The 20,586-nt window shown below is 64.0% G+C and carries 21 protein-coding genes; 7 read left to right on the top strand and 14 right to left on the bottom strand.

The genetic code is table 11. The annotated features are described in order from the left end of the window. Positions 1–2 precede the first annotated feature (2 nt). Together AC3G7M_RS06905 and bchF are read right to left on the bottom strand one after the other, a co-directional pair. Positions 3–1,265, bottom strand: coding sequence for a ferredoxin:protochlorophyllide reductase (ATP-dependent) subunit N (locus AC3G7M_RS06905; RefSeq protein ID WP_489215068.1), 1,263 nt, complete (start codon positions 1,263–1,265; stop codon positions 3–5). 8 nt (positions 1,266–1,273) lie between these two features. Then, positions 1,274–1,843: a 2-vinyl bacteriochlorophyllide hydratase gene (gene bchF, locus AC3G7M_RS06900; RefSeq protein WP_489215066.1), complete on the bottom strand. Its 570-nt coding sequence runs from the start codon at positions 1,841–1,843 to the stop codon at positions 1,274–1,276. A gap of 211 nt (positions 1,844–2,054) precedes the next feature. Between bchF and AC3G7M_RS06895 the strand changes: the two genes are divergently transcribed. The 6 genes from AC3G7M_RS06895 to hemC are packed head-to-tail and all read left to right on the top strand — an operon-like array spanning position 2,055 to position 8,272. Next, complete coding sequence (locus AC3G7M_RS06895) at positions 2,055–3,008, top strand: cobalamin B12-binding domain-containing protein (RefSeq protein ID WP_489215064.1); 954 nt, start codon at positions 2,055–2,057, stop codon at positions 3,006–3,008. 52 nt (positions 3,009–3,060) lie between these two features. Then, complete coding sequence (ppsR, locus tag AC3G7M_RS06890; RefSeq protein ID WP_489215062.1) at positions 3,061–4,575, top strand: transcriptional regulator PpsR; 1,515 nt, start codon at positions 3,061–3,063, stop codon at positions 4,573–4,575. After that, positions 4,572–5,501: a chlorophyll synthase ChlG gene (gene chlG, locus AC3G7M_RS06885; protein WP_489215060.1), complete on the top strand. Its 930-nt coding sequence runs from the start codon at positions 4,572–4,574 to the stop codon at positions 5,499–5,501. The genes ppsR and chlG overlap by 4 nt, the downstream gene beginning before the upstream one ends. 34 nt (positions 5,502–5,535) lie before the next feature. Further along, positions 5,536–6,726 carry a geranylgeranyl diphosphate reductase gene (locus AC3G7M_RS06880; RefSeq protein WP_489215059.1) on the top strand — a complete coding sequence of 397 codons (1,191 nt, stop codon included), beginning with the start codon at positions 5,536–5,538 and terminating at the stop codon, positions 6,724–6,726. Further along, positions 6,723–7,229 carry a TspO/MBR family protein gene (locus AC3G7M_RS06875; protein ID WP_489215057.1) on the top strand — a complete coding sequence of 169 codons (507 nt, stop codon included), beginning with the start codon at positions 6,723–6,725 and terminating at the stop codon, positions 7,227–7,229. The genes AC3G7M_RS06880 and AC3G7M_RS06875 overlap by 4 nt, the downstream gene beginning before the upstream one ends. Beyond that, the gene (hemC, locus tag AC3G7M_RS06870; protein ID WP_489215056.1) at positions 7,229–8,272 is read left to right on the top strand and encodes a hydroxymethylbilane synthase; all 1,044 of its coding nucleotides are present in this window, start codon (positions 7,229–7,231) and stop codon (positions 8,270–8,272) included. The genes AC3G7M_RS06875 and hemC overlap by 1 nt, the downstream gene beginning before the upstream one ends. A 25-nt stretch (positions 8,273–8,297) precedes the next feature. On the opposite strand, the gene AC3G7M_RS06865 is transcribed toward hemC, so the two are convergent. Then, entirely contained in the window at positions 8,298–8,621 is a 324-nt protein-coding gene (locus tag AC3G7M_RS06865; RefSeq protein ID WP_489215054.1) for a hypothetical protein, read from the bottom strand. A gap of 206 nt (positions 8,622–8,827) precedes the next feature. Between AC3G7M_RS06865 and crtI the strand changes: the two genes are divergently transcribed. Then, the gene (gene crtI / locus AC3G7M_RS06860) at positions 8,828–10,267 is read left to right on the top strand and encodes a phytoene desaturase family protein (protein WP_489215053.1); all 1,440 of its coding nucleotides are present in this window, start codon (positions 8,828–8,830) and stop codon (positions 10,265–10,267) included. A gap of 93 nt (positions 10,268–10,360) precedes the next feature. On the opposite strand, the gene AC3G7M_RS06855 is transcribed toward crtI, so the two are convergent. From AC3G7M_RS06855 to bchC, 11 genes are all read right to left on the bottom strand, one after another. Then, a complete protein-coding gene (locus AC3G7M_RS06855; RefSeq protein WP_489215052.1) occupies positions 10,361–10,564 on the bottom strand; it encodes a hypothetical protein in 204 nt (67 codons plus the stop codon). A gap of 2 nt (positions 10,565–10,566) precedes the next feature. Beyond that, complete coding sequence (locus AC3G7M_RS06850) at positions 10,567–12,159, bottom strand: c-type cytochrome (protein WP_489215050.1); 1,593 nt, start codon at positions 12,157–12,159, stop codon at positions 10,567–10,569. Next, a complete protein-coding gene (pufC, locus tag AC3G7M_RS06845; RefSeq protein ID WP_489215049.1) occupies positions 12,156–13,409 on the bottom strand; it encodes a photosynthetic reaction center cytochrome PufC in 1,254 nt (417 codons plus the stop codon). The genes AC3G7M_RS06850 and pufC overlap by 4 nt, the downstream gene beginning before the upstream one ends. Beyond that, positions 13,406–14,413 (bottom strand): photosynthetic reaction center subunit M, encoded by a 1,008-nt coding sequence (gene pufM / locus AC3G7M_RS06840; protein ID WP_489215047.1) that lies wholly within the window; start codon positions 14,411–14,413, stop codon positions 13,406–13,408. The genes pufC and pufM overlap by 4 nt, the downstream gene beginning before the upstream one ends. Positions 14,414–14,417: 4 nt before the next feature. Further along, positions 14,418–15,236 (bottom strand): photosynthetic reaction center subunit L, encoded by an 819-nt coding sequence (gene pufL, locus AC3G7M_RS06835; RefSeq protein WP_489215045.1) that lies wholly within the window; start codon positions 15,234–15,236, stop codon positions 14,418–14,420. A gap of 66 nt (positions 15,237–15,302) precedes the next feature. Then, positions 15,303–15,506, bottom strand: a complete 204-nt coding sequence (gene pufA / locus AC3G7M_RS06830; protein WP_489215043.1) for a light-harvesting antenna LH1, alpha subunit — start codon at positions 15,504–15,506, stop codon at positions 15,303–15,305. A gap of 10 nt (positions 15,507–15,516) precedes the next feature. After that, complete coding sequence (pufB, locus tag AC3G7M_RS06825; protein ID WP_489215041.1) at positions 15,517–15,771, bottom strand: light-harvesting antenna LH1, beta subunit; 255 nt, start codon at positions 15,769–15,771, stop codon at positions 15,517–15,519. A 37-nt stretch (positions 15,772–15,808) separates the two neighbouring features. Further along, the gene (gene bchZ / locus AC3G7M_RS06820; protein WP_489215039.1) at positions 15,809–17,290 is read right to left on the bottom strand and encodes a chlorophyllide a reductase subunit Z; all 1,482 of its coding nucleotides are present in this window, start codon (positions 17,288–17,290) and stop codon (positions 15,809–15,811) included. Positions 17,291–17,294: 4 nt separating this feature from the next. After that, positions 17,295–18,761, bottom strand: a complete 1,467-nt coding sequence (bchY, locus tag AC3G7M_RS06815; protein ID WP_489215037.1) for a chlorophyllide a reductase subunit Y — start codon at positions 18,759–18,761, stop codon at positions 17,295–17,297. Positions 18,762–18,763: 2 nt separating this feature from the next. Beyond that, on the bottom strand, positions 18,764–19,675 hold the full coding sequence (locus tag AC3G7M_RS06810; protein WP_489215035.1) for a chlorophyllide a reductase iron protein subunit X: 912 nt from the start codon (positions 19,673–19,675) through the stop codon (positions 18,764–18,766). Further along, positions 19,672–20,577 (bottom strand): chlorophyll synthesis pathway protein BchC, encoded by a 906-nt coding sequence (bchC, locus tag AC3G7M_RS06805; protein WP_489215033.1) that lies wholly within the window; start codon positions 20,575–20,577, stop codon positions 19,672–19,674. The genes AC3G7M_RS06810 and bchC overlap by 4 nt, the downstream gene beginning before the upstream one ends. Positions 20,578–20,586 lie beyond the last annotated feature (9 nt).

Genomic DNA, 20,586 nt, shown 5'->3' with positions numbered 1-20,586 from the left:
GCTCAGACCTCCAAAGCCGCGCGGCGGCGGAGCGGGCGGGTAAACAGGCCCGCCAGATCGCCCGCCTGCTCAAAGCCGTGGATCGGACTGAACAGCAGCTCGATCGACCATTTCGTGGGCGTGCCCTCCGCCTCCAGCGGATTGGCGAGCCCCAGGCCACAGACAACGAGATCGGGTGCGGCAGCCCGGCAGCGGTCGAGCTGCCGATCCACATCCTGGCCTTCGCTGAGCTGCGTCGATTCGGGTAGCAGCGCCAATTCGCCGGCGAGGTGCCGACGGTTGAGATAGGGCGTGCCGACCTCGACCAGTTCCATGCCGAGTTCCCTCGACAGGAACCGCGCCAGCGGCACTTCCAGCTGAGAATCGGGAAAGAAGAAAATCCGTCGGCCTTCCAACATGACGCGATGGCGGGCGATGCCGAGCGCGGCGCGCGCCATGCCCGGCGCCATGGCAGCGCTGAGCCGGGCGAGATCAGCCCCCATCGCCTGAGCCGCCGCTTGCAGCCAAAGCCGCGTCCCCTCGGCGCCGATCGGGAAAGGGGCGACCACAAGGCGCGCGCCGCGCGCCTCCAGCAGCCGGGCGGTCTCGCTCAGGAAGGGTTGCGCCAGCATCAGGACGGTGCCCGGCCCGACGGAGGGAAGCGCGGTTGCGCGCCGCGGCGGCAGGAACTGCACCGGGCCGATCCCCGCCTGCGCAAAGATATCGGCGAATTCGGCCTCCACCGCATCGGGCAGTGCGCCCGCAACCATCAGCTGTGGCGCGTCGCTGGGCGGCAATTCAGGCACCAGAGCGGCAAGGCAGGCATCCTCGCCCTGGGTGAAGGTCGTCTCGATGCCGCTGCCGGAATAGCTCAGCACGCGCGTATGCGGCAGAAATTGCCGCGTCAGCCGTGCCGCGGCGCGTGACAGGTCAAGTTTGATGACCTCGGAGGGGCAGGAGCCGACCAGGAACAGCATGCGGATGTCGGGCCGGCGCTCCAGCAGGCGCGCGACCACGCGGTCCAGCTCGTCATCCATATCGGCGCGGCCGGCGAGGTCACGTTCCTCGATAATGGCGGTGGCGAAGCGGGGCTCGGCAAAGATCATCACGCCCGCCGCCGATTGCAGCAGATGCGCGCAGGTGCGGGAGCCGACGACAAGAAAGAAAGCGTCCTGGATACGGCGATGCAGCCAGACGATGCCGGTCAGGCCACAGAAGACCTCGCGCTGGCCGCGTTCGCGCAGCACCGGCGGCGTGGCACAGCTGGAAGAAGTCTCGGCGTGCATCGCGGCGATCACTTGGCTACCGCGATGACAGCCGCGGGCGCTTCACGCCGGACCGCGCGCAGCTTGAAGACGAACTGAGCGGCGTTGACCACGTAGGCGGCGAAAGCGGTCAGTGCCAGCAGCATCATCTGCTGCGCGGTCAGCACCGCGGTCGCCAGAGCCACGATATAAGCGGTGTGCAACCCGATCACCAGGAAGCTGAACATATCCTCCCAGAAGAAGGCCGGGGCCAGCAGATAGCGGCCAAACACCGCCTTTTCCCACAGCGAGCCGGTAATCATGATCGTGTAGAGAAAGACCGTCTTGACCACGACCGAGATGGTCGCCGCCTCATAGCCATGGCCGGAGACGAGATAACGCAGCACGAGGCCGGTACTGACGATGAAGGCCAGGAACTGGAGCGGCGCCAAAATACCTTGCACCATCGTCCAGGGGCTGCTGTTGCGGCGGCGACGCTGCTCGGGAGTGTAAACCAGGCTTGTCACGCGCGGCTGCACGCTGCGGCAGCACCGTCCAGTCGTGGACGGCCAGGGAGAGCTATCGAAAGTATCAAGCAGATCGCTGAAACTCGTGATCATAGCTACTCCTTACTTCTTCGCGCACAGCGCGAGAACTCGAAGACATCAGCACTCGGAAGGGGTTATCTATCGCGACCCGCAGCGAACGCGTCGTCTTCGAGGGGAACGCTAGGACTCCGCCCACCCGACTGTCAAGCATTCTAGACGTAAATTCCGATTGACAGTTGTTGTGCCCGGCGGCACTGATAATAGCGTCTAGAGGGGGCTAGGGATGTCCGGTCTGAGTCACCAGGAAACATCAAGCGCGACCCAAGGCGACCAGGCGGCCTATCCCTTGGAGGAGGCCCCAGTCTGCCGTACCGTGGTCAGCATTCTGCACGACGAGCGGTCACCGCAGCGTCGGCAGGCGGCGATCGAGCGGGTGGTCGAGGCCGATATCATTCCGCGGCTGCTGGCGACCTACCGCGCGCGCGCGGCCGCAGCCGGGATGCCGATTCCCCAGGCACCCACGCCGCCCCCCACCACACCCCGTCACCGCGCGACCGACGCGGCATCCCTGGCATTGGGGGTGATCGGCGCGAAGCCGGATGAAGCGGTTGCCTCTGTCATCGCCCGGCTCGTCACCGAGGGCGAGGCTGCAGAGGCACGATGCCTTGAACTGATCGCTGATGCCGCCCGCTACCTCGGCATCCTGTGGGCCGAGGACCGCGCCGGGTTTGAAGAGGTGACCTTGGGCATGTTCCATCTGCAGCGGATGGCGCATGACATCGCACCGATGACGCGGCGCGTGATATTACCCCAGGGTGCGGTCAAGAAAACCCTGCTCTTGTTGACTTTAGAGGGGGAGCAACATAGCCTCGGCCAGTCGTTACTTGCCAATTGTTTTGATAGCGCGGGATGGCAGGTATCAAACCTCCAGGTTTCCAATACGGACGACGTCGCCAGTCTGGTATCGACCGTCGATTACGATGTGGTCGGTTTTTCGATGGCTACGAATGTGCGGCTCAGCCGTGCGGATCATTGCATCAAGGCCGTCCGGGCCGCATCTCACAACAAAAACGTCATCATCATGGTCGGCGGGGCATTGATCCTGGCGACACCTTCGCTTGTCGAAACCCTGGGGGCGGACGGCACTGGCGCGAGCGCGGCAGAGGCGACCGCGCGGGCAGAGGAGCTGCTGGATCAGCTCCGGCGGGCAAAGGGGTCTCAGTCCAGTGCCCTATGATAACCTTTCAGATCAAACCGCGCCCAGACCGGGCCAAAGCAAGAATACCGCGATGAGGGCTAGCAAATGGTTTTCTCGGGATAACGGTTCGATCGGCGCCCTGACGGCCGAGGACGCCTCGCGCGTGATCGCCGCCGCCGCGGACGTAGCCCTGATCGTCAGCCCCGATGGAATCGTGCAAGATTGTGCCTTCCGCACCAGCGAGCTGGAAAATGCGGTTGAGGATGCCGGCTCCTGGGCCGGGCGGCGCTGGGCCGATACGGTCACGATAGACAGCCGGCAGAAGGCAGAAGCCCTGCTTGAAAGCGCGCTGAAGGATTCCGAACCGCATCCGCGCCACCTCAACCACCCCGCCGCCCTCGAGGGGGCGGATATCGCGATCGAATATTCTACCGTTCGGGCCAAAAGCGATGGCTCGGTCATTGCCTTCGGACGCGATTTGCGCCGCCTCGCCACGCTCCAGCAGCGTCTGGTCGATGCGCAGCAGGCAGTGGAGCGCGACTATGCCAGTCTGCGCCAGGCGCAGGCCCGGTATCGGGGCCTGTTTCAAACAGCACCGGAGCCGCTGATGGTGGTTGATGCGCAAAGCCTGCGCATCACCGAGGCCAACCCGGCCGCGCTCGCGCTGCTCGAGCAGGGGCGCCGCAGCCTGGGCGTGCCTGTGGTCGATCTGCTGCACCCGGATGATCGCGCTGGTGCCCAGCGTTTGCTGGTCGGCATGCGTCAGGCCGGCGGCCCACAATCCATGGCCGTGCGCCTGCACCCCATCACCGTTGACAAGGCGGGTGGTGACAAGTCAGCTCTGCCGGGAGTCCCCGCTTCTGGGCCGGTCACGCTCGATGTCACCATGCTTATGGAGGACAAGACCGCGGTCCTGGTCGTGCGCCTCTCCGCGGCCCCCGCGACCGATACCACGACCGCCAGTACCAAGACCGTCTCCGATGTGAATCAGCGTCTGCTGGCAGCCTTCGAGCAGGCCCCGGACGGATTCGTCCTGACGACGCCAGAGGGCGAGCTTATCAACGCCAACGCAACCTTCGTCGGCATGGCCCAGCTCGGCTCCTTGGCCCGGGCACAGGGGCGGTCGATCGAAAACTGGATTGGCCAATCGGGTGTCGATACCGACGTGCTGCTCGCCAATCTCAAGCAGCGTGGCGTCGTGCGCCTCTTTGCGACCAGCATCCGCGGCGAGATGGGGAATAGCCAGGATGTCGAGATCTCGGCCAATGCCGTGACGCTCGACGGGCAACAATGCTTCAGCTTCGTGATCCGCGACATCGGACGCCGACTGACAACGGCGCGGTCGCAGCCGCCCCGCGCCATGCCCCGCTCGATCGAACAGCTGACCGAGCTGATCGGTCGCGTGTCGATGAAAGAGCTGGTGCGCGATGCGATCGACGTCATCGAGCGTCTCTGCATCGAATCGGCGTTGGAATTGACCGGCAACAACCGGGCTTCCGCCGCCGAGATGCTCGGCCTGAGCCGGCAAAGCCTCTATGTGAAGCTGCGCCGATACGGTTTGAGCGACCCGGGCGACGGCGAGCCGGACGGAGACTCCGGCGCATGAGCGACCAGGGCGGCACGCTCGGCCTGATTCCGCCTCATGCGGGGCGCCCGGCGCCGGGGCGCGACTGGCCGAGTCCGCCGGCTCTTCTGGAACTATTGAAACCGATTACCTGGTTCGCACCGATATGGGCCTTCGGCTGCGGTGTGGTCTGCGCCGGTGGCCCCGGCACGCGGGGTTGGGCCGTTGTCGCCATCGGCGCGGTGCTGGCAGGCCCCCTCGCCTGCGGCACCAGCCAAGCGGTCAATGACTGGTACGACCGCCATGTCGACGCCATCAACGAGCCGAACCGCCCGATTCCGTCCGGCCGCGTGCCGGGTCACTGGGGCCTCGGCATTGCCATCGGCTGGACCATCCTCACCGCCGCTGTCGCCTTCCTGCTCGGCACCCCTGTCGTCATCGCGACCGGGATCGGCCTTCTCCTCGCCTGGATCTACAGCGCCCCGCCGGTTCGTCTGAAGCGCAACGGCTGGTGGAGCAACCTCGCCGTCGGCTTCTCCTATGAAGGCCTGCCCTGGTTCGCGGGGGCCGCGGTGTGCCTGCGGGCGATGCCCTCGGCCTCCGTCATCCTGGTCGCAGCGATCTACAGCCTTGGCGCCCATGGCATTATGACGCTCAATGATTTCAAGTCGATCGAGGGTGACCGGCAGATGGGGCTTGGCTCCTTGCCGGCCAAGCTCGGCCCCGATCGCGCCTGCCGCCTGGCCTGCTTCACGATGGCCGCCGCCCAGGCCGCCATCGTGCTGCTCCTGCTGTATTGGCGGATGCCCATTCACGCCTGCATCGTCGTTGCCCTGCTGATGGCGCAACTCGTGCTCATGCTGCGGCTGCTCGATGATCCGCGCGGCCGTGCCCCTTGGTACAATGCCACCGGCACCACGCTCTATGTGCTCGGCATGCTCGCCACCGCCTTCGCCTTGGCGCCGTGATGATCGCGGCGCTCTTCCAGATGGGAGGTGCGTCATGAGTAGCGAACCGATTTACGATACCGTGGTCGTCGGCGGCGGTCCTGCCGGGGCTACCGCCGCATCCAGCCTCGCCAAAGCCGGGCGCTCGGTGCTGCTGCTCGAACGCGGCGGCCGCGTCAAACCCTGCGGCGGCGCGATCCCGCCAAGGCTGATCCAGGATTTCGCCATACCTGACGCCTTGCTGGCGGCCCGCGTGACCTCGGCTCGGATGTTCGCGCCCTCCGACCGTATCGCCGATATGCCCATCGAGAATGGTTTCGTCGGCATGGTCGACCGCCAGGAATTCGACATCTGGCTGCGCGAGCGCGCCGGTGCCGATGGCGCCGCGTTGCGCACCGGTCTGTTCGAGGGGCTGAGCCGCGATGCCGATGGCATCGTCATCCTGCAATGCCGTGAGAGTGGCATCGACGGCGCCCCCTTCACCCTCCGCGCCCGGTCGGTCATCGGCGCCGACGGCGCCCGGTCCGGCGTCGCCCGCGCCGCCGGCGTCCCCGGCGCCGACCGCATGCGCTATGTCTTCGCCTATCACGAGATTGTCCGCTCCCCCACGCAGGCGTCCTTCGATCCGGCGCGCTGCGAGGTGCATTACAACGGACGCGTGTCACCAGATTTCTACGGCTGGGTCTTCCCGCATGGCGCGACCACGAGCGTCGGTCTCGGCAGTGCCCATAAGGGTTTTGCGCTCCGCCAGGCCACGACCGAATTGCGGGAAGCAACCGGCCTCGCCGGCGCAGAAACCCTCCGCCGCGAAGGCGCGCCCATCCCGCTCAAGCCGCTGCGGCGCTGGGACGACGGGCAAAGCGTGCTGCTGGCAGGCGACGCTGCCGGCGTTGTGGCACCTGCCTCCGGCGAGGGCATCTATTACGCCATGCTCGGCGGTCAGCTGGCTGGTGAGGCGGTGGAAACTTTCCTCGCGACTGGCCAGGCCCGCGCGCTGCACGCAGCCAGGCGCCGTTTCATGCGCAGCCATGGCCAGGTCTTCGCCGTACTCGGCATCATGCAGCGCTACTGGTACATCAGCGACCGGCGGCGAGAGCGGTTCGTGACGATCTGCCGTGACAAGGATGTGCAGCGGCTGACCTGGGCCGCCTACATGACCAAGGAATTGGTCCGGGCCAAGCCGCTCACCCATCTGCGGATCTTCTGCAAAAGCATGGGGCATCTCACGGGGATACTCTCGGCGTGACCGTCACGATCGTCATTGCGGTGGTAGCAACGATCTGCGTGCTGGGTGCCGGTGGCGCTTTGACCGAGATCGGGCCTTGGTACTACAGCCTGCGCAATCCGCCCTGGCGGCCGCCGAACTGGGCCTTCGGGCCGATCTGGAGTGTGATCGGCATCGTCACCTGCGCCGCTGCCGTGGTCCTGTGGCGCATGCCGCAGACAGATTGGGACAGGGCTATCACCCTCGTGCTGTTTGCCGTGAACGCCGCCCTCAACATTGCCTGGAGCCTCTTCTTCTTCAAGCTGCGGCGCCCGGACTGGGCTTTGATCGAGGTTGTCTTTCTCTGGCTGTCGGTCCTGGCCCTGATCCTGGTCGCCTACCCGCGCTCGCCCTTAGCCGCGGCGCTTCTGCTGCCTTATCTCATCTGGGTTAGCATTGCCTCTGTTCTGAACCGCGCCATCGTCCGCCTCAACGGACCGTTTGATGGGGTGGATCGCGGCGGCATCGTCAAAGGACAAAGCTGATGGATGCCGCAACGCTTCAGACGGATCTCCGCGCTGCCCTGGTGCCGCCGCGGGTGGCCGGCATGGCTACGCCGCAAGCTGTCCCGCGCCATCATCCCCGGCTGCCGCTGCGCGTCGGCACGCGCGCCTCGCCCCTGGCGCTGCAGCAGACGCGCAGCTTCCTCACCATCCTTGCCAGGGTCTGTCCGGTTTTGCACCAGATGGATGTGTTTCAGGAGCATGTCATCCGCACCACGGGCGATGCGGTGCAGGACCGGCGGCTCGCCGAAATCGGCGGCAAGGGCCTCTTCGCCAAAGAGATTCATGAGGCGCTGATGGACGGTCGGATCGATCTGGCGGTCCATAGCCTGAAGGATCTGGAAACAACTTTGCCGCCCGGTATCGTGCTCGCCTGCACACTCCAGCGCGAGGATGTGCGTGATGCGCTGATCCTCAGCGACAGTTGCGACGCGCTCGACGATGAGAACCCCTACGCCTGTTTGCCGAAGGGTGCCGTCATCGGCACCTGTTCGGTCCGCCGCCAGGCTCAGCTGCTCCATGCCCGGCCGGATCTCCAGATCACCATGATGCGCGGCAATGTCCATTCCCGGCTTGACAAGATCCGTCATGGAGACTGCGCCGCCAGCCTGCTCGCCATGGCCGGGCTGCGGCGGTTGGGGCTCGAGGCCGAGGCCTCCGTCGCGCTCGCCCCCACGACCATGCTGCCGGCCGCCTGTCAGGGCATCGTCGGCATCACGACCCGCGAAGATGCGACCGAACTGCGTGATCTGCTCAAGATCGTTGAGGATCGCGCGTCGCGCGTCGCAGCGACGGCCGAGCGTGCGATGCTCGGGACCCTGGACGGTTCCTGCTCCACACCCATTGGGGCTTTCGGGCAGCTTCTACCCGGCAATCAGCTGCGGCTGAGCGGCCTGCTTGCCTCGATCGACGGCAGTTTCCTGCGCCGCGGCGAGATTGAAGGCAGTGCGGCCGATGCAGCACGGATGGGTGTGGAACTTGGGTCCAGCCTGAAGGCCGGAGCCCCAGCCTCGGTCTTCGCGTAATGCCGGGCGCCCGGCGCCCAAACGCTCAGTTCAATGTGCCGCGCAAACAGGCCAAGGCCTCGCTCAGCCGTGAAATGACCGAAGCACGCAATTTGGCGTCGCTTTGCGGGCCGTCATGATTTTGCTGCAACTCGCAGACAAGATTCACAACTCGCCCGGTCGTGGGGAGTGCCGTCTCCCGATCCGTCGTCGCCACGATCAGCAGCAAAAGCAAGGCCGTCAGCGTTGTGCTTTCCATGGCTTGCGGTCGCTGAAGGCTGCTTGTGAGCATTGGCCACCAGCGATCGCCGTCACTCGCGTGATCGCGCGATGACGCTTCGGACAGATCGTCCTCTAGACTGTTCGTCATCCCATTTGCCCACCATGTTCGCTATCTCACCTTTTCTTCCAGAACAACGACATCTGGAGGCCGGCAAGAGAGACGCCATCAGGTCTTTAAGTTTTTTGACTATCCAATTAGTCGTTACCAGGAACGTTAAACAATAAATGCCTAGATCTCAAGAAGCCCCTCCCATCAGGCGGCGCGTTATCGTTATCGGCGGTGGGTTCGGCGGCATGGCAGCCAGCCTGCGCGCGCGCGCCCTGGGCTATGACGTAACCCTCCTCGAACGTCTCGATCAACTCGGTGGTCGCGGCCGTGTTGTCCGTCAGGATGGATTTCACTTTGATGCCGGACCAACCGTGATCACGGCACCATTTCTTCTGGACGAACTTTTTGCGCTCTTTGGCGAAGATCGTTCGGACCATCTGCCTTTTCTGCCCGTCGCTCCCTTCTATCGGATTCGTTTTGTCAACGGAAGATCTTTCGACCTGACCGGTGATGCCAAGGCCATGCGCAACGAAGTCATGCGGTTTTCGCCTAGCGATCTTCCCGGCTATGAAAAGATGCAGGGTCACGCAGCCGAACTTTATCGAGTCGGGTATGAACGTTATAGCGCCAGGCCATTTCACAAAATCGTGACCATGATGGCTGCCTTTCCGCACATCGTGAAGCTTGGCGGGCACCGCAGCGTATACGGCATCGTCCGGCGGTATCTGCAGGATGAGAGCTTGCGTCGCGTCTTTTCCCTGCAACCTTTGCTCGTTGGAGGACATCCTTTCCATACCAGTGGAATTTACGCCCTCATCCAGCATCTTGAACGGCAGCACGGGGTCTGGTTCCCGAAAGGGGGAACGGGCGCCCTCGTCGCCGCCCTCGGCGCGCTGATGCAGCGTCATGGCATCACCATCCGCCTGCAGACGGATGTCGCCCGGCTCCTGCACGAAAATAATCAGATTAAAGGCGTTGCGCTGACCACGGGCGAGACCCTGACCGCCGAGACCGTGATCGCCAATGCCGATGCGCCCGCGATCTATGCCGACCTCCTGCCTGGCGTGAAGCGCCGCCGCTGGACCGACCGCAAGCTGGACCGGCTGGATTATTCAATGGGGCTCTTCGTCTTCTACTTCGGCACTAATCGCCGCTATGAGGCGACGGCGCATCACACCATTCTACTAGGCCAAAAGTACCGGGAACTCCTCGACGAGATCTTCGGCCGTGGCACGCAGGTGCCAGAGGATCTGAGCCTTTACCTCCACCGGCCGACGGCGACAGACCCGGACATGGCGCCCGCCGGCCACGACGCCTTCTATGTTCTGGCGCCGGTGCCCAACCTCCGCGCAGGGATCGACTGGACCAAGGCAGCCCCGCAGTTGCGTGACCGTCTGGTCGCGATGATGGAGGCGCGGGAATTGCCTGGCCTCTCGGCTGCGATCGTGACGGAGAGCTGGATGACGCCCGAAACATTTCGGCAGGATTATCGCAGCCGGCATGGGGCCGGTTTCTCAATCTCGCCGCGCCTCACGCAATCCGCCTGGTTCAGATTTCACAACAAATCCGAAGAGATGCGCGGGCTCTATCTGGTCGGTGCCGGCACCCATCCCGGTGCCGGACTGCCGGGCGTGCTCACGTCTGCCAAAGTTGTCGAGACACTGCTCAAAGACGACATGCGCTAACGGGAAGTAAAATGGATCTTTCTTAAGCGAACCAACAAATTGTCGGCAATGATCCGATCCAGTGCAGCCGCCGATCGGATCATATGCATTCACTCAACCGGGCTGCAGCAGAACGAGGTAGACAATCTGCCAATAGGGCAGGACGAAGAGAACGACCAGGCCGGCAATGCCGGTCCAGACCAAGACCGAGCCGAAGGTCAGCCAGCCGCCGAGCTTACGCTCCCGCCAGCCATAGAGAGAGCCGCCGGTCAGCCAGGCCCAGATCACGAAAATTAGGACGAACCACCAGAAATACATTCTCAGTCACTCCCATTATTGGAGAGCTGCGTGTAAAGCCGGTCGGCGAAATGGGTCAGCTGCCAGACCCGCTGGTCGGGCGGAATGCTGCCATCGCCGTAGACGATCGGGCAATAGGCGGTGGTCAGGCCATTGACCGCGTCAGATTGCGACAGGCCAGGCGCGAGACTGTGCAGCTTCTGCACGATTGCGTTCACGTTGGTCAGCAGATTCGGCATGGTCGTCGATTTCAGCAGATCTTCAAGCCCGTTGCTGTTGTCAGCCAGAACCGATTTGAGCTGACCCTGCTGCAGCGCCGGGCAACCGTCCGGCTGCAGACCATTGGTAAAGGTATGCGTATCGTCGCGGATGACCTGCACCAGCTTCGGCGTCGCGTTCATCGGCGCGACATTGCTCCAGGCCTGGCGAACATAGTTGGTGACAGCGACGATCTGGTCATTGGTCATGGTCGCCCCCACGCCCGGCATCAGCGCATAGGGTCCCCGCGCTTCAAGCCCGCCGATGACGACGCGGATCACGCTCTGCGGCCCCGTCGCCGTCACCATGCCGTTGCCGTCCAGCGCCGGAATCTTGCCGGGGATGCCGGCACCATCCGGCTGATGGCAGGAGGCGCAGTGGCTGAGATAGACCTGCTGGCCATCGACCAGTGCCGCATTGGTCGGATTACGTTTCCAGCCGTAATAGCTCGGCGTCGCGGGCAAGGTATGCAGGTAGGCCACGATCGCCTGCAGATCCGAATCGGTCAGATAGCGTGTGCTGTCGCGGACCACCTCCGCCATGGGGCCGGCGACGGTGCCCATGGAAGGGGAATGACCGTCTCGCAGAAACTGCACGATGTCCTTGTCGCTATACCGCCCCAGCCCGGTCATCGGGTCGAAGCGCAGGCTTGGCGCATACCATTGCGTAATCGGCCCACCGAGAACCGATAGCGCGACCGCGGAATTGCCGAGGAAGTTGCGGTGATTGTGGCACTCGCCGCAATGCTCGAGCCCATTGACGATATAGGCGCCCCGATTCTGCTCCGCAGTCAAATGCGGATCGGGCTGGAAGCGGTCACCCAGGAACAGAAGATTATAGCCAATGATCGCGGGCCGGAGATTGAAGGGGAACCAGACCGTATAATCCAGGCGCGGCGCATGGACCGGCGGCAGCGAGAAGAGATAGGCCTTGATGGCCAGTATATCGTCATCCGGCAGGGTCGCGTACCAGGGATAGGGCATCGCCGGATAGATATGCTGGCCGCTTGGCGTCACGCCGCCGCGCATCAGGCGAATGAAGTCGGCATCGGTGTATTTGCCGATGCCGGTATCGACATCCGCCGTTATGTTCGGGGTCGAGAGCTGGCCGAAGGGCATGGCCATATATTGCCCGCCGGCGAAAGGCTTGCCGCCTTCGGCCGTGTGGCAACCGGTGCAATCGCCCAGCGTGGTCAGGTATTTGCCGCGGGCGAGAAGGGCGGCGTCAGTCGATGGCGCCTGGGATGGTCCCTGCCCCGGGGTTTGCACCGGCACCTGCGTGGCACCCCAGCTGTGGGCGGCGAGGAGACCGGCCGTTAGCACGACGCTGAGGGCCCCTCCGACGAGTGTTTTGTTCATGGCGTCGCACCTCCCGACTGAGCGACAGAACCTGACGAGACTGGTGCATTGAAACTCGCCTCCTTCGCGCCGGTCAGGGGCTGGATCGATGAGGACTTGCTCTGAGACGGCAGCGCGAAGGGCGGAGGCGGAACTGCTTGAGCGGTGCCGCCCCCGCCATTGGTGGCATGGGTCAGCGCCGGATAGGTGTCGACGACATGCGCGCCATAATAGGGGGCATAGGCACCCTGGTGGCAGGTTTCGCAATTGATCTTGGCGACGTCGCCCATCGGACCCCGCCGGCCGGCGGGGAAGAGATTGGTGATCGGAACCATGAAATTGTTGTTCAGGTCACGCACCATCTGAATGCCATACCATGCCGTCACGCGGTTCGGCGTGCCCTGATCCCAGACCGAGAAAGCCCGGCTGTTGTGGCAATAGTTGCAGCCGACGCCGAGTGAATGCGCGAAATGCATCATCAGGGCATAGGTCCAGTTGGTTTGCTCGATGGATGTACGGTTGCCACTGGGCAGCGCCGTCACGCCCTGCACCGGGATCGGATTGGCATTCAGCAGGAAGGGCGTATAGGGGTCGGAGGGCAAAGACGACATATCCGCGGCAGGGGAGGGTAAATTCTCTCCGGTCGTCGTCGCCGCATAGCCGTGCAGGCCGCCCGGCGGCAGCTGAAAGTTCCAAGTATATTGCGGCGCGCCCTGACCACGATGACAGGTGCCGCAGGTAACCCCGGCGGCGCCGACATGGCTCTTCCAGTTCTCGTTGATATACTGCGTCATCAGCAGCATATGGCGGGCGATCGCCTTGGTGTAGACGGCGTCCGACGCCATGTTGGCGACAGAATGGCAATAGGCGCAGCCAACCTGCGGCGCCACCCATTGCGCCATCCCTGCCATAACCCGCAGGAAGTCATTCGCATCGACCGTCTTCAGGACCTGAACGTTCTTATAGACGGCGCTCGCCGGCTTGCCCGCCGGCGAAACCGGCGGATATTCGCCCGTCGGCGTGTTCAGCGGCAGGGACGCGCGGCTCGCCGCGATATTGTATTGCTCGGTCATGCCGGTGCCGCGATAGCCGAGCTGCACGCTCGCCATGGGCAGGGTCTGCAGCGTGCTCGCGAGGCCCCAGACGATCAGCGCCGCGATGACGCCGGTACACCAGCCCAAAGCCTGGTAGGGATGCCGGCGGGACCCGTTCACCACCCCGGTGATCAGGGCGGCGGTGACGCGGAATGGCACTAAAAGGATGTTCGTCATTTGAGAACACCCTGCAAATGCATGAGGGGTGCCGCGATATACGGATAGACGGCGGGGTAGACCGGCGCCAGGCCGTGCTTGACGCCCCACAGATACCAGTTATCGACGACCGTGCCAGTGAGCAGGATACCGATGCCACCGGTCAGCGGGCAAAGCACCGCGAACCACCAGGCCCAGCGATGGATGGATTCGAAAGTGGCGTTGAACCCCATGATCCAGCGCCAGAACAGGGCGCCACGTTCGGCCGCCGTGCCACGATCCGTCACCTGCTCCAACTCGCGCTCGCCCCAGTAGCGGCTGGTGGCCAGGATGGTGCCGCCATGCATCGCAAACAGCAGGGTTGAGCCGTACAGGAAGACGATCGAGAGCATGTGGAACGGGTTGTAATAAAGGTTACCCGATCGGATGGAGATCGATGCCGTCCAGTCCAGATGCGGGAAGATGCCGAACGGCACGCCCTCGCCCCAGGAGCCCATGAACAGCGGCCGGAGAAAGCCGCAGACGAAATAGAGCCACAGGGCGGCGGCGAAGGCCCAGGCGACATGCGTGCCAAGGCCAAGCGCCTTGGCGCGGAGATAGACGCGGAACCACCAGAACACCAGCGAGGCGGTCAGGAAGGCACCAGCCATCAGCCACCAGCCACCCTGGTTCAGCGGCGGTATGCGCAGGCCCCAGGACGGCGCCGGCGGCTCCAGCCCGAGCCAGGGCAGAAGCCGGATGAACTGCACCGGGTCCCAGTTCACCGAAGCCAGCATATTGAGCCCGATGATCTCGAAGGCGATGAAGCCGCAGACGATGGACAAGAGGCCGCATGTGCCAAGGTAGAATGGCCCCACCTGAGCGGCCCCGATGAGGCCAAGCAGATAGGAATGAAACGGCTTGCCCCGCCGGTTGTGCTCGAGATTGTCCTTCAGCGGCGCGCCCGGATCAAACGGACCACGCACCTGAATGCGATTGAAAATGTTTTGATATTGCAAGCCGAATGCTGTGCGATAGTCGAACATCGCCTTAGCCCCAAATCGGGAGGTTAAGCCACCAGTTCCACCACTGCGGCCAACCATGCGTCCACAAGGGTCCGCTGATGACGATGCAGATGGCACTCCAGACGCCCGCGTTCATGGCACAGAACCAGCCAAGACGATGGATGCCGAGCGGGCCGATGGAATAGACGATCAAGTCGCGGAAGAAACTATCCTCATACCCCGAAGGCTTGACCGTATCGTCGCCGCCTGGGTTGAGAGCAGAGAGAATCACGCCACCATGCATCGAGAGGATGAAGGTTGTCGTGAAGAAGAATGTCACGGCGATCATGTGCGCCGGATTGTAGTGAAACTCGAGATGCTGGTAGCCGACATTGCTGACCCAATCAAGATGCGACATGATTCCATAGGGAAATCCGTTTCCCCAGGCGCCGAGCATCACCGGGCGGATCACCTCCAGCGTGAAATAGGCCAGGATGGCGCAGGCGAAGGCGATCGGCACATGCAGCCCCATACCGAGCTTGCGGGCGATCTCGATCATGCGCAGGTCCCAGGATATGAAGGCCCCGAGCGCACAGAAGGTGATCCATTGCCACAAGCCGCCGCTGGCGAGCGGTGCGAAGCCCAGCCCGTATCTCAAATCCGGTGGCGGAATATTGATCTGCCAAACATTCCAGGTGGGTCCGATGGCGGCACCATAGACGATCAGGGCGGTGCCGATGATCGTGAAGAAAATCGTGGTGACGCCAAAAAAACCGACATAGAAGGGTCCGACCCAGAAATCGAACAGATCCCCGCCTATCAGAGTACCGCCGCGTATGCGGTACTTGTATTCGAAATTCATCATGGCCATAGCGGCATCTCTCCGCTCGGTTGGAGACCGGCTCTCACCGGTCCCCAACAGAACCCATGTTCAGGGCGTTTTGGTGGATGGCAGAGGCGTCATTTGCTGCACCTGCGATGGTCCGCCGTAATGATCCGCATTCGGACCATCAAGCCAATTGAAGCGGCTCGTGCTCAGCAGAATGAAGTGGATCACCAGAGCCAGGATCAGCAGGAAGACGAACAGCGTCGTCAATGCGCGACGCGGGTCGAATAGTATCCAAACGCGATACATAGCACCCCCCTCAGGTCAGCAGCACAGTGGCGGCATGGGTCCCGATGACCGCCAAACCGTGCAGTGCCGGATGATCCAGCAACATGGAGGTCTGGTAGCCATGCACGCCGGGCAGCCAGGGCCGCCAGGACCAGGCCAGGATATGGGCAACGATGGCTATGCCCACGAATATGAGAAAGCTAATGACGAAGATTCTGTTGAACTCCTTCGCCTCGCCTTCGGTCAGACCCGAGAGGGTCGACCGCCTTTCAGGATCGATCGCCATGGATGTGTCTCCTCATGAAGTCGGTTGAAATCGCTGGTCACGACATGGCTGACGCCGCCAACGAGGTCGCAACGCGGGCAGCGGTAACGCACGGCTCTGCCTCCCGCCGCGCATCTCTCTCGATCCGCTCACGCAACTTTTTGGCGGCAGAAATGCGGATAAGGAACGGCTCGGTCTCAACATGATCGTCGAACAAGGCCCGCGCCTCCGGTTCCCAGACCGGGGGAGCAGCCTCGCCGCGTGCCAGCGTCGGCTCGACCTGATCCAGGTCGCGGCCGAGCGGCAGCATGTTGAAGAGCATGTCGAACAGGGCGTTGCAGAACTCCTGAACGATATAGGTGGCTCCGGCATAGCCCATGAAGGGCGTGCCCGTGGCGCGACGGATGATCGCACCGGGAAAAGATGCCGGAATGTAGATGGACCGCAGGCCAAGTTCGGCCGCGTAGATGCGCTCGTTATTGGACCCGAAAAGTACGACCGGCGGGCTCTTTTTCAGCGCCGCGCGCACCCCCTGGTTATCCGGTTTGATGCCGGGCCGGCGGGCATGCGCGAAAGTACAGGGAATGCCCAGCTCCTCGGTCAGGAACTGGCGCAACCCATGCTCATAGGTCGCGGTCGCGACCACGGCGAAGCTCGCGGTCGCGAAGAAATCCTGCGTCACGCTGCGCCACAGATCCCAGATCGGCTTGATCGTCGCCTGCTTCTCAGCCTCGATGAAGGGCTCGGGGTCCAGGCCCGTGATCTCGCCCAGGGCCCGCAGAAAATTCGTTGTGGCAAACAGGCCGATCGGCGCCTGCAGATAGGGTTTCCCCAATTCCTCGCACAGCATTCGCCCGAATTCGCGGTAAAGGCAGACATTGGCGACCGCGTCGGCAAGCTTCGGCGTGTCGTCCAGATGGGCGGCCATCGGATAGACGAGGTTGACCTCGCAGCCGATCCCCTCGACCAGGCGGCGGATCTCGGCGAGATCCGACGGCATGTTGAAGGTGCCGTGGATGGCGCCGATGATGTTCACCAGCGGCTTCTTTGCAGCCTCTGGCCCGGCCGCCGCAGGGTCCTTGGAATTCTTAGTGACGCGCACACCCTTTGCCGCCTTCTTGCCGCCGAACTGGCTGTAGAGCCAGAACAGCGCGCGATCGGCGCATTGCCATTGATCCTCGTCGATGGTGCGCGGGATGAAGCGCAGAAGGCCCGAGCCTTCGGGCGTGACGCCGCCACCGATCATCTCGGCGATGCTGCCGGTGACAACCACGCCCGGCATCCGCTGATCACCGACGCGGTTTGCCTGTTTCATCGATTCCTCGGTGCCGTCGCGGGACAGCTGATCCTCGGAAAGCCCCGTCACCGATATCGGCAATTCATGCGGCGGCAGCGCATCGGTATAATGCAGCACGGCAGTCACGGGCAGGTTCTCGCAGCCCACCGGCCCGTCGATGATGACGCGCAAACCGCGGAGGGCGCTGAAGACATAGACGGCGCCCCAGTAGCCACCGGCGCGATCATGATCGATGACCAGCATGCGCTCAGCTCCCCATCGACGCGGCGAGACTATTGATCTTGACCGGCGCAGCAGGGGCGGCGGCGGGGGTAACCTCAGGCGTGGTGCCGAAGAAACTCACCATGCGGGCGAAACGCTCCCGCCCGCGGGACTGGGCGGCGATCGAACTCGCCAAAGCAGCCGCACCCGGAACGCCGAACAAGGGCCGGGACGACATGATATTGGTGAAATAGACGGCTGGAATGCCGTTCTCCTTGGCCTTCTGCACCACGGGCGTGGTGCCGATGGCGAGGTCGGGCTTCACCTCCTTCATCGCCGCCAGATCCTGCTCCAGCGACGCGCGGAACTGCACATGCGCCCCGTGCGCGATCAGCCAGGCGCGGTCCTCCTCGTTCCAGGCCGTGCGCGGGCAGGCGGTGCCGACATAGGGCACCTCTGCCCCGGCCTCGACCAGCAGGCGCGCGACCAGAAGTTCGGACCCCTCATAGCCTGAGACGGTGATGCGCGCGTCGATGCGATTGGCGGCCAGCACGCCACGCAAAGCCGGGAGAGCCGCCTGGCGCGCCGCTTCGATGCGGCTGCCGGGCAGGCCCGCAGCTCGGCCGATGGCGGTGAGCCAGGCATCGGTGCCTTCGACCCCGACGGGACCCGAGCCCACAACAGGGCGGCCGGCGGCCTCAAACTCGCGGATGGAGGCAGTGTAGAAGGGATGGACGGCTGCCGCCACGTCACAGTCCAGCGCACCATAGAGGTCGCGCCATTCGCGGGCGGGGATGCTCGGCGCAACGCCCAAGCCCATCGGCGCCAGCAGGCCGCCGATGCTCATCGGATCGGCCGGGAACAACTCGCCGATCAGGGCGACAGTCGGCAATTCGGCCGCCGGGCCGCGCGGGCGCTGCACAGGGCCGGCCTCGATTTCGGATCGGGCGGCGCGCAGCATCGCACCCGCCAGCACATCCTTGGCTTCTGCATGGGTGGGCACGCCGAAACCCGGCACGTCGATGCCGATGATGCGCACGCCGTCGATCTGCTTCGGCAGCAGATCCAGGGGCACGCCGGAGGCCGTCGGCACGCAGAGGTTGATGATGACGACAGCGTCGTAGTCAGCCGGCTTGGCGGTCTCGAAAACCGCGTCACGAATATCCTCATACAGCTGGCCGCGCACCAGCGTCTCGGAATTGAACGGCACATAGCCCACGCTGCGGCGCGCGCCATAGAAGCGCGAAGTGAAAGTCAGGCCATAGACGCAGCAGGCGGAGCCCGAGAGGATGGTCGCCACACGCCGCATGCGCAGACCCACGCGCAAGCTTCCGAAGGCCGGGCACATCGATTGCGGCTGGTCATGCGGCCCGCGCGGATAATCCGCGATCAGCTTCGCCAGCACTTCGCCTTTGCCGGCGGCGGTAGCTGCGGCGAGCATCGTCTCCCGCCCGCCATGGCAGCCGCTTCCCGTATCGGGCGGGATCGGCGGAGGGGCCTGCATGCCGTCCATGGTCACACGCCCTCGTAGACGACTTCGAGGGATGGGCGCGCCGCCGCGGCCGCCACGCCGCCCATATCCTCCATCGTCGCTGGCAGCAGCGTCACGCCGCGGCCGACCGCCTCACCCTTGAACAAGGCGAGCAGCCCATCCTGCGTCAGCGGATTGGGCCTGCGGGGGGGCGCCAGGGCCACCTCCTGCGCGAGGGCCGAGAACATCGGCTCCCACTGGGAGCCCTTGCTGCCAACGATTTCGTAATTGGCACTCTTGCGTCGGATATCGTCATGCGCGGGGATCGCGGCCAGCACGGGAATGCCGACCGCATCCGCGAAAGCCTGCGCCTCCCCGGTGCCGTCATCCTTGTTGATGACAAGACCCGCGACGCCGACATTGCCGCCGAGCTTGGCGAAGTAGTCGACCGCCGAGCAGACATTGTTGGCGACGTAGAGGGACTGCAGATCGTTGGAGCCGACGACGATCACTTTCTGGCACATGTCGCGGGCAATCGGCAGGCCGAAGCCGCCGCAGACCACGTCGCCCAGGAAGTCGAGCAGCACGTAGTCGAAACCCCATTCATGGAAGCCGAGTTTCTCCAGCAGTTCAAAACCGTGGATGATGCCGCGTCCGCCGCAGCCGCGCCCGACTTCGGGGCCGCCCAGTTCCATGGCGAAGACGCCATCCCGCTTAAAGCAGACATCGCCGATCGAGACTTTCTCGCCGGCCGCCTTCTTGCGCGACGACGTCTCAATGATCGTGGGGCAGGATCGGCCGCCAAACAGCAGCGAGGTTGTATCGCTTTTCGGATCACAGCCGATAAGCAGCACCTTCTTGCCCTGCTCGGACATCGTGTAGGAGAGATTGGCGAGCGTGAAGCTCTTGCCGATGCCGCCCTTGCCGTAGATGGCGATAATCTGCGTCTCGGTCATGAGAGGCTCCTCCAATCCATGATCATTTTCAGGCAGTTCGGGTCGCCGAACGCTGTCGTATAGGCATCTTCGGCCTCACTGGCCGGACGGCGATGCGTGATCAATCCGTCAAGCGAGAGTGCGCCGGAGACGATCATCGCCTGCGCGGCTGCGAGATCGGCCGGCTTGAACTCGGCCGCGATGCGAAACCGCGCCTCGCGCATGAAGGCCGGCGGAAAGGTGAAGCTCAGCGGCGCATGATAAAAGCCCGCGAGCACAATCTCCCCGCCCCGCGCCAGCCGCGTCACCAAGGTGTCCATAATTGTGGCGTCGCCACTCGCGTCATAGATTGTGCCGTAGTCGCGCCGGCTGTCCGCCTCCTGCGTGGTCACAGTGGCGCCGGCCCGGCGGCATTCCTGGCTTTCCCAGATCGTGGGCGCCGGATGGCCGAGTGCGACAGTGATGCGTGACAGCAACCGGCCGAGCACGCCGTTGCCGATAATGAGTTCGGGCGGCTTTGCGTCCGCCAGCGCGTGATAGGCGGTGGCCGCGAGAGACAGCAGGGCGCCACGCTCGCCGAGATCGGCATCGATGGCCGAGACGCGTGCGCCGGGCACGACCAGCCGGGCGGCAGCCCCCCCGAACAGGCCCCGCACCTCTGTGAAGCAGCGGGCGCCGGGCACGAAGACGAATTCGCCACCCTGAAGCCCGGAATTGGCACCGGCATTGATGACGCGACCAACCGATTCGTAGCCCGGCACCAGCGGATAGCCCATGCCGGGGAAAGGTGGCATCCGGCCGGACCAGAGCAGCCGCTCGGTCCCCGCGCTGATGCTGCTCCATTGGATATCGACCACGACATCCTCGGGTCCCGGTTCTGTGAGAGCGACGCTGCGAAGCGCTGCCTGTCCCGGACCATCCATTACTACCGC

This window comes from Acidisoma sibiricum (assembly GCF_057837225.1).
This window is presented reverse-complemented; position numbering and strand designations above follow the sequence as displayed.